This is a genomic window from Streptomyces sp. NPDC054932, from assembly GCF_053610205.1.
In genome coordinates this window covers 1-11830 of record NZ_JBSGXU010000233.1, presented here as the reverse complement: position 1 = coordinate 11830, position 11830 = coordinate 1, and the positions used below count along the sequence as shown (strand labels likewise).

At 70.3% G+C, this 11830-nt stretch carries 12 protein-coding genes; 7 read left to right on the top strand and 5 right to left on the bottom strand.

Annotated features, from left to right (window positions below):
* Positions 1–206: 206 nt before the first annotated feature.
* A complete protein-coding gene (locus ACWGE1_RS36535) occupies positions 207–689 on the bottom strand; it encodes a hypothetical protein (RefSeq protein ID WP_453424771.1) in 483 nt (160 codons plus the stop codon).
* A 258-nt stretch (positions 690–947) separates the two neighbouring features.
* Between ACWGE1_RS36535 and groES the strand changes: the two genes are divergently transcribed.
* Both groES and groL read left to right on the top strand, forming a co-directional pair.
* Positions 948–1256: a co-chaperone GroES gene (groES, locus tag ACWGE1_RS36530; RefSeq protein ID WP_030011064.1), complete on the top strand. Its 309-nt coding sequence runs from the start codon at positions 948–950 to the stop codon at positions 1254–1256.
* 112 nt (positions 1257–1368) lie between these two features.
* A complete protein-coding gene (gene groL, locus ACWGE1_RS36525) occupies positions 1369–2997 on the top strand; it encodes a chaperonin GroEL (RefSeq protein WP_453424770.1) in 1629 nt (542 codons plus the stop codon).
* 66 nt (positions 2998–3063) lie between these two features.
* Here groL and ACWGE1_RS36520 read toward each other — a convergent pair whose 3' ends face one another.
* The 3 genes from ACWGE1_RS36520 to ACWGE1_RS36510 all read right to left on the bottom strand — a co-directional run bounded on the left by ACWGE1_RS36520 (position 3064) and on the right by ACWGE1_RS36510 (position 5372).
* Entirely contained in the window at positions 3064–3774 is a 711-nt protein-coding gene (locus ACWGE1_RS36520; RefSeq protein ID WP_453424769.1) for an ester cyclase, read from the bottom strand.
* A 106-nt stretch (positions 3775–3880) separates the two neighbouring features.
* The gene (locus tag ACWGE1_RS36515; RefSeq protein ID WP_453424768.1) at positions 3881–4654 is read right to left on the bottom strand and encodes an SDR family NAD(P)-dependent oxidoreductase; all 774 of its coding nucleotides are present in this window, start codon (positions 4652–4654) and stop codon (positions 3881–3883) included.
* Between the two features lie 31 nt (positions 4655–4685).
* Positions 4686–5372: an MOSC domain-containing protein gene (locus ACWGE1_RS36510; RefSeq protein ID WP_453424772.1), complete on the bottom strand. Its 687-nt coding sequence runs from the start codon at positions 5370–5372 to the stop codon at positions 4686–4688.
* 91 nt (positions 5373–5463) lie between these two features.
* Here ACWGE1_RS36510 and ACWGE1_RS36505 point away from each other — a divergent pair, with 91 nt between their 5' ends.
* A complete protein-coding gene (locus tag ACWGE1_RS36505; RefSeq protein ID WP_453424767.1) occupies positions 5464–6363 on the top strand; it encodes a LysR family transcriptional regulator in 900 nt (299 codons plus the stop codon).
* Between the two features lie 144 nt (positions 6364–6507).
* Here ACWGE1_RS36505 and ACWGE1_RS36500 read toward each other — a convergent pair whose 3' ends face one another.
* A complete protein-coding gene (locus tag ACWGE1_RS36500; protein ID WP_030011164.1) occupies positions 6508–6834 on the bottom strand; it encodes a WhiB family transcriptional regulator in 327 nt (108 codons plus the stop codon).
* Between the two features lie 389 nt (positions 6835–7223).
* Between ACWGE1_RS36500 and ACWGE1_RS36495 the strand changes: the two genes are divergently transcribed.
* The 4 genes from ACWGE1_RS36495 (at position 7224) to ACWGE1_RS36480 (ending at position 11783) form a co-directional block, all read left to right on the top strand.
* A complete protein-coding gene (locus tag ACWGE1_RS36495; protein ID WP_003948568.1) occupies positions 7224–7835 on the top strand; it encodes a response regulator transcription factor in 612 nt (203 codons plus the stop codon).
* A gap of 360 nt (positions 7836–8195) precedes the next feature.
* Positions 8196–8825, top strand: coding sequence for a sigma-70 family RNA polymerase sigma factor (locus ACWGE1_RS36490; protein ID WP_030389108.1), 630 nt, complete (start codon positions 8196–8198; stop codon positions 8823–8825).
* A 183-nt stretch (positions 8826–9008) separates the two neighbouring features.
* A complete protein-coding gene (gene guaB, locus ACWGE1_RS36485) occupies positions 9009–10508 on the top strand; it encodes an IMP dehydrogenase (RefSeq protein ID WP_453424766.1) in 1500 nt (499 codons plus the stop codon).
* Positions 10509–10658: 150 nt separating this feature from the next.
* Complete coding sequence (locus ACWGE1_RS36480) at positions 10659–11783, top strand: GuaB3 family IMP dehydrogenase-related protein (protein WP_030011161.1); 1125 nt, start codon at positions 10659–10661, stop codon at positions 11781–11783.
* The last annotated feature ends 47 nt before the right edge of the window (positions 11784–11830 follow it).

Below are 11830 nucleotides of genomic sequence, written 5' to 3'. Positions count from 1 at the left end.
CGTCCCCACTCCCCTCCGCCCGGGCTGCCGAAGCCCCGGCGTGGGGCGGGGACACGCAGGAGGGTCCCCGCAGGACGAGCGCGCAACCCAGGCCGCACAACCGGACCACGGCCGCAGGCGCGAGCCGAGGAGACCCTCGTGCGGGGCACCGCCCCACCCCCGCACACCGCCAAGCACCCCGCAGGGGAACCCGCACACCGCCGTGGTCACACCACGACCGGCGGCTCGACCTCTGCGGGGCCGGACCGGCGGTGGCGGCGGCGGGTCAGGACGTCGCGGGTGGCCGCGGTCAGGGCCCAGGCCGGGAACGCGAAGGCCGTCAACCCCACGCCGATGGGCGCGAGCGAGGTCAGGAGGTCCGTCTGCACGGCATGGTCGGCCGACGGCCCGCCGACACGCGCGGGCACCGGCGCCTTCGGCCGGTCGTCGAAGACGCCGTCGATCTCGATCCCGGGGATGGTGAACGATCCGTCGGCGGCGCTGTAGCGCCCCTCGCACTTCATCGTCCGGTCCCCGTCGGAATCGGGCTCCCCCCAAGTGCAGCGCTCCGCGCGGAAGGTGCCCTCCACCCCCGTCAACTGGGTGATCAGCCGCGGCACGGCCGCGTGGCACATGAAGATCCCGGCGGCGAGGCCGAGGGCGATCGGGATGGCGTGGTGCCACCGCACGCCGGAGTTTGTCCTGGTCATGCCTGGGACAGTAGTGATGCCGAACGTGCGTGCGTCCGGCTTTTCCGTGATCCGGACCGGCCTCCGCGCAACGCCCGACCGTCGGGAATTGGCACTCCGCTTGACCGAGTGCTAATCGCCGGAATAGTCTCGCACCTGGCACTCACCCCTGGTGAGTGCCAACACAGCGACAGGCAGATCCGGCACCCGCGACGACGGATCGACCTGGTCGCCACCTCAGACAGTTAACCCCGGATCTCCGAAGGGGGAGGTCGGATCGTGACGACCGCCAGCTCCAAGGTTGCCATCAAGCCGCTTGAGGACCGCATTGTGGTCCAGCCGCTCGACGCCGAGCAGACCACGGCCTCCGGCCTGGTCATCCCGGACACCGCGAAGGAGAAGCCCCAGGAGGGCGTCGTCCTCGCGGTGGGCCCGGGTCGCTTCGAGGACGGCCAGCGTCTCCCGCTGGACGTCACCGTCGGCGACATCGTGCTCTACAGCAAGTACGGCGGCACCGAAGTGAAGTACAGCGGCGAGGAGTACCTCGTCCTCTCGGCCCGCGACGTGCTCGCGATCGTCGAGAAGTAATTCTCTTCATCAGTACTGCTTTGAGTTGCGCCCCTGGTCACCCCGCTGATTGCCGGGCGGCGAGGGGCGCAGCTCGTTAAACCCGAGTTTTCGAGAGGGCTGAACCGCTCCCATGGCGAAGATCCTGAAGTTCGACGAGGACGCCCGTCGCGCCCTCGAGCGCGGCGTCAACAAGCTTGCCGACACGGTCAAGGTGACGATCGGCCCCAAGGGCCGCAACGTCGTCATCGACAAGAAGTTCGGCGCCCCCACCATCACCAACGACGGTGTCACCATCGCTCGCGAGGTCGAGCTGGACGACCCGTACGAGAACCTGGGCGCGCAGCTCGTGAAGGAGGTGGCGACCAAGACCAACGACATCGCGGGTGACGGCACCACCACCGCCACCGTGCTGGCCCAGGCGCTCGTCCGCGAGGGTCTGCGCAACGTCGCCGCGGGTGCTTCCCCGGCCGCCCTGAAGAAGGGCATCGACGCCGCGGTCAAGGCCGTGTCCGAGGAGCTCCTCGCGACCGCCCGCCCGATCGAGGACAAGTCCGACATCGCCGCCGTGGCCGCGCTCTCCGCGCAGGACCAGCAGGTCGGCGAGCTCATCGCCGAGGCGATGGACAAGGTCGGCAAGGACGGTGTCATCACCGTCGAGGAGTCCAACACCTTCGGCCTGGAGCTGGAGTTCACCGAGGGCATGGCCTTCGACAAGGGCTACCTCTCCCCGTACATGGTCTCCGACCAGGAGCGTATGGAGGCCGTCCTCGACGACCCGTACATCCTGATCAACCAGGGCAAGATCTCCTCGATCCAGGACCTGCTGCCGCTGCTGGAGAAGGTCATCCAGGCCGGCGCCTCCAAGCCGCTGCTGATCATCGCCGAGGACGTCGAGGGCGAGGCGCTCTCCACCCTCGTCGTCAACAAGATCCGCGGCACCTTCAACGCGGTCGCCGTCAAGGCCCCCGGCTTCGGCGACCGTCGCAAGGCGATGCTCCAGGACATGGCCACCCTCACCGGTGCCACCGTCATCGCCGAGGAGGTCGGCCTCAAGCTCGACCAGGCCGGTCTGGACGTACTGGGCACCGCCCGCCGCGTCACGATCTCCAAGGACGACACCATCGTCGACGGTGGCGGCAGCCACGAGGAAGTCGTCGGTCGCGTCAACCAGATCAAGGCCGAGATCGAGTCCACCGACTCGGACTGGGACCGCGAGAAGCTGCAGGAGCGCCTGGCGAAGCTCGCCGGCGGCGTCTGCGTCATCAAGGTCGGCGCCGCCACCGAGGTGGAGCTCAAGGAGAAGAAGCACCGTCTCGAGGACGCCATCTCGGCGACCCGCGCCGCGGTCGAGGAGGGCATCGTCTCCGGCGGTGGCTCCGCTCTCGTCCACGCCGTCAAGGTCCTCGAGGGCAACCTCGGCCTGTCGGGCGACGAGGCCACCGGTGTCGCGGTCGTGCGCCGCGCCGCCGTCGAGCCGCTGCGCTGGATCGCCGAGAACGCCGGTCTCGAGGGTTACGTCATCACCTCGAAGGTCGCCGAGCTCGACAAGGGCCAGGGCTTCAACGCCGCCACCGGCGAGTACGGCGACCTGGTCAAGGCCGGCGTCATCGACCCGGTGAAGGTCACCCGTTCCGCGCTGGAGAACGCCGCTTCCATCGCCTCCCTGCTGCTCACGACCGAGACCCTGGTCGTCGAGAAGCCGGCGGACGACGAGGGCGACGCCGGTCACGGCCACGGCGGTCACGGCCACAGCCACTGATCACGGCCCACGCCGAGAAGGCCCCGTTCCGCAGTCGCGGGACGGGGCCTTCCCCGTGGTCCGGATTCAGGATCCGTAGGGGGAACCCGTTCCGCCCATCTGGCGTTGCAGGGCTGCCGGGTTGTAGTGCCACCAGCCCTCGGTGATCTCTCCGTTCTGGCACCGGAAGGTGGTGCTTCCGGACATCTCGTACGTCTTCCCGGTCGGTGCGACTCCCATGAAGGTCCCCTTGTGGGTGCCGCGCCAGTTCCACACCGTCGTGACCATGTCGCCCTCGGCCAGCTGGGCCGTCGGCTCGAAGGTCATGTCGAAGGCCGCGCGCCACGTCTCCATGTCCGAGCGCATGGCGTCGCGTCCGATGACGGTGGGCTCCTCCTTGCTGGCGTCGTGGTCGATGTAGTTCGTCGCGAAGCACTCGTCGAGGACGCTCATGTTGCCGGCCATGGCCGCTTCCTCGAACACCCGGTTGGCGAGCTGCTTGTTGAGGTGCTCGTCGCGGACCACGTCGAGGTTCATGAACTTCGGCATTCCCTCACAGAGGGCCACCATCTCCTGGAACATCCGGTCCGTCTCGGGGAGATGGGAGTTCTTCATCGCCTCCTCGTACGAGGCGAATTCGACCATGTCCACGTAGTGGTTCCGGGCCTCGCGGTCCTGGCCGATCATCGTGTGCGTGGCGGTGCGCCTGCCGCTGCTCTGCTCCGCCCAGCGGTCGATGAGGGCGTTCATCTCGTCGAACCGCCTGGTCTCGTAATCGATCACCTGTACGAATGTCATCGCGTCGCCTCCCGCTGGAGATGGGACAAATCCAGTTTAGGGAGAATTCATCCGTTTAGCGGCTTCAGGGGAACCCCGGCGGCGGCTTACTGGCGGGTCACGGACGCTACTGCGGGCCGTACTTGCGGCCTGTGCGCGAGGACACCCCGCCCAGCAGTCCGCGCGGCGTCAGCTTCACCACGCCCATCAGCGCCTTGTACCGCGGGTCCGGGATCGACACCGTCTTGCCCCGCGCCAGGTCGGCCAGGGCGGCGGAGACCAGCTTGTCGGCGTCCAGCCACATCCAGCCGGGGATGTTGTCCGTGCCCATCCCGGCCCGCTGGTGGAACTCCGTACGCACGAAGCCGGGGCACAGTGCCATCAGCCGCACCCCGGACCCCGCCAGGTCCCGCGCCGCGCCCTGGGTGAACTGCACGACCCAGGCCTTGCTCGCCCCGTACGTGCCGCGGGGCACGAAGGCGGCGACCGAGGCCACGTTGATCACGCCGCCGCGGCTGCGCGAGCGCATCGACCCGGTGGCCGCCGAGGTCAGTCGCAGGACCGCCTCGATGTGCACCTTCAGCATGGTCAGCTCGTCGGCCATGGAGACCTCGAGGTAGCGGCCCTTGTTGCCGAAGCCCGCATTGTTGACCAGCAGGTCCACCGGGTGCGTGCGGTCGCCGAGGCGCTGCTCGACCGCCGCGATGCCCTCCTCGGTGGAGAGGTCGGCGGCCAGTACCTCGGCCTCGATGCCGTGCCGGTCGTGCAGCTCGGTGGCCTGCTCGCCGAGCCGCTTGGTGTCGCGTGCCACCAGCACCAGGTTGTGCCCCTGGGCGGCCAGCCGCCGGGCGAAGGCGGCACCGATGCCTGCCGTGGATCCTGTAATCAACGCAGTCGTCATAGGCGCAACCTAGCTTCCCCGGCTGACGGCGCTACCTCGCCCCGGCCCCGGCCCCGTACTTCTCCACGTACAGGCGAACCCGCTCGTGGGCCTCCGGCTCCATCGCCGCGCCCGCCGCCAGGGTGCGCGGCAGCAGTGCCCGCTCGGTGGTGAAGGCGCGGAACCAGAGCTGCACCGTCACGTCGTGGTCCGGCCGGTGGATGATCTCGATCGGGTCGCCGGGGGAGACCGAACCCTCCTCGATCACCCGCAGATACGCACCCGGCCGGGCCTCCTGGGTGAAGCGCTTGACCCAGCCGGCCTCGCCCAGCGCCCCCTGGAACGTCCGGCACGGGATGCGGGCCGAGGCCACTTCGAGGACGAGGTCCGCGCCGACCCGCCAGCGGTCACCGAGCCGCGCGGTGTTCAGGTCGATGCCGGAGGTGGTGAAGTTCTCGCCGAAGATCCCGCCGGGCAGCTCGCGGCCCAGCGTGCGCTCCCACAGGTCCAGGTCCTCGCGGGCGTACGCGTAGACGGCCTGGTGGTCGCCGCCGTGGTGGCGCCGGTCGCAGACGGCGTCGCCCTCCAGGCCGCTGCCCGAACCGGTGGCCTTCGGGCCGGGGGCGACGACGCGGACCGGTCCGGGGACGGGGCGCTTGCCGATGCCCGTCACCCCGCCCTCCGCGTCGGAGTAGTCGACGGCCGTGGCGCGGCCGAGGTTCACGGAAATCAGGTGCATGGGGCTCATGGGGGACACGCTAGACCGGAGCAGCCTCAAAGCGCCGCCGGAATATTCGCGCAGCAGTAAAAGCAGGGCTTATGCTCGGTGGGTGATCGAGGCACGTCATCTCCGGGTCCTGCGCGCTGTCGCCGGGACCGGGTCCTTCTCCGCCGCCGCCCGCGAGCTCGGCTGCACCCAACCCGCCGTCTCCCAGCAGATGAAAGCGCTGGAGCAGTCGGCCGGCACCCCGCTGCTCATCCGCACGGGCCGCGAGATGCGGCTGACCCAGGCGGGCGAGGCCCTGGTCCGCCATGCCGCGGGGATCCTGGCCGGGCTGACCGCGGCCGAGGAGGAGGTCGCGGCCATCGCCGGGCTGCGCGCGGGCCGGGTCCGGCTCGTGTCCTTCCCCAGCGGCAGCTCCACGCTGGTGCCGACCGCGCTCGCGGCGATGCGCTCCGAGCACCCGGGGACCCGTATCTCGCTGGTGGAGGCCGAGCCGCCGCGCTCGGTGGAGATGCTGCGCGAGGGCGACTGCGATCTGGCGCTGGCCTTCCGGTACGGCGGGGCCACCCATTCCGTCGGGGAGTGGGACGACCTCGTGGTGCGGCCGCTGCTGACCGACCGGCTCGTCGGGCTGGTCCCGGAGGGGCACCGGCTGGCCGGCGCGGAGCGCGTGGGCATGGCGGAGCTGGCGGACGAACCGTGGATCGCCGGCTGTCCGCGCTGCCGCCGCCATCTGGTGGAGGTGTGCGAGGGAGCGGGCTTCACCCCGCGCATCGACTTCGCCACCGACGACTACCCGGCGGTGGTCGGCCTGGTCGGTGCGGGGCTGGGCGTGGCGGTGCTGCCGGAGCTCGCGGTGGAGTCCGTACGGGCCAAGGGCGTGAGCACGGTGGCGGTGGAGCCGGCCGTCGAGCGGGAGGTCGTGGCGCTGACCCTGCCCGACCTGGCCCGGGTGCCGGCCGTGGCCGCGACCCTGGCGGAGCTGGAGCGGGCGGCCGCGCGCTGACCCGCGTACGCCCCCGGCGGCGGCCGGGGGCGGACGGATCGGACGGCCGGGTTGGGCCGAACGCGTGAAACGCGGGCCTGGTGGCGACACGCCCGGGCGTGCCGATGATTCGAGGAAACGTTCCTTCGGACGTTTCGTCGGCTCTCAGTTCGGCGCGATCGGTCCGATCGCACTCGACGCGGGGATCAGGCGATGCCGGGCGCGGCCCATCAGTTCCTCGCGCTCGTCCTCGGTGAGGCCGCCCCACACCCCGTAGGGCTCTCGGACGGCGAGTGCGTGCGCGGCGCATTCCGAACGAACCGGGCATCGCATACAGACCTCTTTAGCCGAGGCCTCGCGCGCGCTCCTGGCCGCGCCCCGCTCGCCCTCCGGATGGAAGAAGAGGGAGCTGTCGACCCCGCGGCAGGCAGCGAGGAGCTGCCAGTCCCAGAGGTCGGCGTTCGGTCCGGGGAGGCGGGAGAAATCTGCCATTGGTAGTCCTCTTGGTGCCGGTACTGAGGCGGATACGGTCCATGTCTCCAAGGGTCTCCACACCTACTGTCGGAGTAGATGTAAATATGACTCATTGGGAATCTAGCCTCAGACACGTGCCAAACGGAAGGAAAGCCGCCAAATAGGGCATAGCTCCAGATGGAGGACAAGCGGCTCGTGGCTCCAACACCGTGATCGCTTCCTCACGTAGAGTGCTGAAGGTGTCCGTCCGACCCGTAACTCTTTCGAGTGACCATCGTTGAGAGTGCGAAGGCGGTTGAACCAACAAGTTCTCGGACAGGTGTCCGGGAGCATCGACCGCACAGGTGACGATACGTACCAGCCTGGAGGCTCAAGGTGACGCGCATCAGCAGCTGCGGAGGGCGGTCATGACATCCGTCCTCGTCTGCGACGACTCCCCGCTTGCCCGAGAGGCGCTCCGTCGCGCGGTTGCCACCGTGCCCGGCGTCGAGCGTGTGACGACGGCTGCCAACGGCGAGGAAGTCCTCCGCCGCTGGGGCGCCGACCGCTCCGACCTGATTCTGATGGATGTACGGATGCCCGGGCTGGGCGGTGTGGAGACGGTCCGCCGGCTGCTCTCGGCCGACCCCGGCGCCCGCATCATCATGCTGACGGTCGCCGAGGACCTGGACGGCGTGGCCCTCGCGGTCGCCGCCGGCGCCCGTGGCTACCTGCACAAGGACGCCTCGCGCGCCGAACTGCGGGCCACGGTCACCCAGGCCCTCGCCGACCCGACCTGGCGACTGGCCCCGCGCCGGCTCCGCTCGGCCGAGATGGGCGCCGCGCCCACGCTCACCGCGCGCGAGATCCAGGTCCTGGAGGGCATGAGCCACGGCCGGTCCAATGCGGAGATCGGGCGCGAGCTCTTCCTCTCCGAGGACACGGTCAAGACGCACGCCCGCCGGTTGTTCAAGAAGCTCGGCGCCTCGGACCGGGCGCACGCCGTGGCACTCGGATTCCGCTGGGGTCTGGTCCGCTGACCTCCCGGTCGTGGCCGGGCCCGGCCCGGTCCGCCGCAGGCCGCGGATCGTCGAGAGCGGTCCCGTCCGCCACCTGCGGACGGGGCGGCGCGCCGCCCTCGTCGCCCCATGTTTTCGCGGTAGCCCTGTCCCCCGCCGTACCCGGTGCGCACCCGGGGGTTGGCGGGGCACAATCCGGGGGACGTCTCGCTTCGTGCGCGATGCCGCATCCTTGAGGGTGTGGAGTCTCTCGGGGACTATTCGGCCGAGCGGGAGGGGAGGGCGCAGATGATGGGTTCCGGCGCACCTGCTCATAACGCTTCGATGCACAACAAGGGCCACGGTGCCGCGGAAGGTCCGGCGCCAAGGCACCATGGATTGATGCGCGACGACGAGGCCCTGGGGTCACCCGCGGCCACAGGCCCGACCGGCGCCGCCAAAGGCGGCAGTGCCGGGGGCGTCAGCGCGCTCGTACGCAGGGCGGTGGAAGGCGACGAGCAGGCCACGCACGACCTGCTCGCCTTCGTGCACCCCCTCGCGATCCGCTACTGCCGCACCCGGCTCTCGCGGCTGCCGGGTGATGCTCGTCACTTCGTGGAGGACCTGGCGCAGGAGGTCTGCGTCGCCGTCCTGATGGCGCTGCCGCGCTACCGGGACACCGGGCGGCCCTTCGAGGCCTTCGTCTTCGCGATCGCCGCACACAAGGTCGCCGACCTGCAGCGGGCCGCCATGCGGCACCCCGGCAGCACGGCCGTGCCCTCCGACGAGATGCCGGAACGGCCCGACGACTCACTGGGCCCGGAGGAGCGTGCGCTGCTCAGCAGCGACGCCGCCTGGGCCAAGAAGCTGCTGGCCAATCTTCCGGAGAACCAGCGCGAGCTCCTCGTCCTGCGGGTGGCCGTCGGGCTGACCGCGGAGGAGACCGGGCAGATGCTCGGAATGTCCCCCGGAGCCGTGCGCGTGGCCCAGCACCGGGCGCTCAGCCGGCTGCGGGCGCTCGCCGAGCAGTAGAGGCGGGTGTGCGGGCCCTCGCGGTCCGCACCGGTCCGTATCGGTCCCCCGCCGGTCCGTCGCGGTCCATCGCCGTCGTAGGAAACGACGAATCTTCTGCTTGACCTTGGTCGTGGAATGAGACGCGTCGGGATCCCGTTAGCATGGACATCCGCGCTGAGCAAGACCATTTGGGAAGGTGTCATGACTGCCGACGGAGTGCCCGACAAATTCGCCACGCTCGGACTGACCTACGACGACGTCCTGCTGCTGCCGGGCGCGTCGGACATGGCGCCGGACGAGATCGACACCTCTTCCCTCATCTCGCGGAACGTCCGCGTGAACGTTCCGCTGCTGTCCGCCGCCATGGACAAGGTCACCGAGGCCCGCATGGCCATCGCCATGGCCCGTCAGGGCGGTGTCGGTGTCCTGCACCGCAACCTCTCCATCGCCGACCAGGCCAACCAGGTCGACCTGGTCAAGCGCTCCGAGTCCGGCATGGTCACCGACCCGATCACGGTGCACCCGGACGCGACGCTGCGCGAGGCCGACGAGCTCTGCGCGAAGTTCCGCATCTCCGGCGTCCCGGTCACCGATGCCGCCGGCAAGCTCCTCGGCATCGTCACCAACCGCGACATGGCCTTCGAGTCGGACCGCAGCCGCCAGGTGCGCGAGGTCATGACCCCGATGCCGCTGGTCACGGGCAAGGTCGGCATCTCGGGCGTGGACGCCATGGAGCTGCTGCGCCGCCACAAGATCGAGAAGCTTCCGCTGGTCGACGACGCGGGCATCCTCAAGGGCCTCATCACGGTCAAGGACTTCGTCAAGGCCGAGAAGTACCCGAACGCCGCCAAGGACAAGGGCGGCCGGCTGCTCGTCGGTGCGGCCGTCGGTGTCGCCGGCGACGCCTACGAGCGCGCCCAGGCCCTGATCGAGGCGGGCGCCGACTTCATCGTCGTCGACACCGCCCACGGCCACTCCCGCCTGGTCGGCGACATGGTCGCCAAGATCAAGTCGAACTCCACCGTCGACGTCATCGGCGGCAACGTCGCCACGCGTGACGGCGCCCAGGCGCTGATCGACGCCGGCTGCGACGGCATCAAGGTCGGTGTCGGCCCCGGTTCCATCTGCACCACCCGCGTCGTCGCCGGCATCGGCGTCCCGCAGGTCACCGCGATCTACGAGGCATCGCTCGCCGCCAAGGCGGCCGGCGTCCCGGTCATCGGCGACGGCGGCCTGCAGTACTCCGGCGACATCGCCAAGGCGCTGGTCGCGGGCGCCGACACGGTGATGCTCGGTTCGCTGCTCGCGGGCTGCGAGGAGTCCCCGGGCGAGCTGCTCTTCATCAACGGCAAGCAGTTCAAGTCCTACCGCGGCATGGGCTCGCTCGGCGCGATGCAGTCCCGCGGCGACCAGCGCTCCTTCTCCAAGGACCGCTACTTCCAGGAGGGCGTGGGCGGCGACGACAAGCTCATCCCCGAGGGCATCGAGGGCCAGGTCCCCTACCGCGGTCCGCTCTCCGCGGTCGTGCACCAGCTCGTCGGCGGCCTGCGTCAGTCGATGTTCTACGTCGGCGGCCGCACGGTCCCCGAGCTGCAGGACCGCGGCCGGTTCGTCCGGATCACCTCGGCGGGCCTCAAGGAGAGCCACCCGCACGACATCCAGATGACGGTCGAAGCACCGAACTACAGCCGCAAGGGCTGAACGGCGTGAGCCGAGGGGGCGGATCCGGTGAGAACCGGGCCCGCCCCCTTCGCCGTGCCCGCACCCGCGTCCGTACAGCGGTCATGGGAACGCGACTCTCCGGCGTTCGGGGATACTGGACGCGCAGACCCAGAGGAAAGGCCACCACACGTGACTGAGATCGAGATCGGGCGCGGCAAGCGCGGCCGCAGGGCGTACGCGTTCGACGACATCGCCATCGTCCCGAGCCGGCGTACCCGGGACCCGAAGGAGGTCTCGATCGCCTGGCAGATCGACGCGTACCGCTTCGAGCTCCCCTTCCTGGCCGCCCCCATGGACTCGGTCGTCTCCCCGCAGACCGCGATCCGCATCGGCGAGCTCGGCGGCCTCGGCGTGCTGAACCTCGAAGGCCTGTGGACCCGGTACGAGGACCCGCAGCCGCTGCTCGACGAGATCACGGAGCTGGACGAGGAGTCCGCGACCCGTCGCCTCCAGGAGATCTACGCCGCGCCGATCCAGGCGGACCTCATCCGGCAGCGCATCAAGGAGGTGCGCGACTCGGGCGTCGTCACCGCCGCCGCGCTGTCCCCGCAGCGCACCGCCGAGTTCTCCAAGGCCGTCGTCGACGCCGGCGTGGACATCTTCGTGATCCGCGGCACCACCGTGTCGGCCGAGCACGTGTCGGGCGCCGCCGAGCCGCTGAACCTCAAGCAGTTCATCTACGAGCTCGACGTCCCGGTCATCGTCGGCGGCTGCGCCACCTACACGGCGGCCCTGCACCTGATGCGCACCGGCGCGGCCGGTGTCCTGGTCGGCTTCGGCGGCGGCGCCGCGCACACCACGCGCAACGTGCTCGGCATCCAGGTCCCGATGGCGACCGCCGTCGCCGACGTGGCCGCGGCCCGCCGCGACTACATGGACGAGTCCGGCGGCCGCTACGTGCACGTCATCGCCGACGGCGGCGTGGGCTGGTCCGGCGACATCCCGAAGGCCGTCGCCTGCGGCGCGGACGCCGTGATGATGGGCTCCCCGCTGGCCCGTGCCACGGACGCGCCCGGCAAGGGCAACCACTGGGGCATGGAGGCCGTCCACGAGGACGTGCCGCGCGGCAAGAAGGTCGACCTGGGCACCGTGGGCACCACCGAGGAGATCCTCACCGGTCCCTCGCACACCCCGGACGGCTCGATGAACATCTTCGGCGCCCTGCGCCGCTCGATGGCCACCACCGGCTACAGCGAGCTCAAGGAGTTCCAGCGGGTCGAGGTCACGATCGCGGACTCGCAGCACAGCCGCTGAGGCTCCCCCTGCACGCCGGAGGGCCGGCACCCCACCCGGGGTGCCGG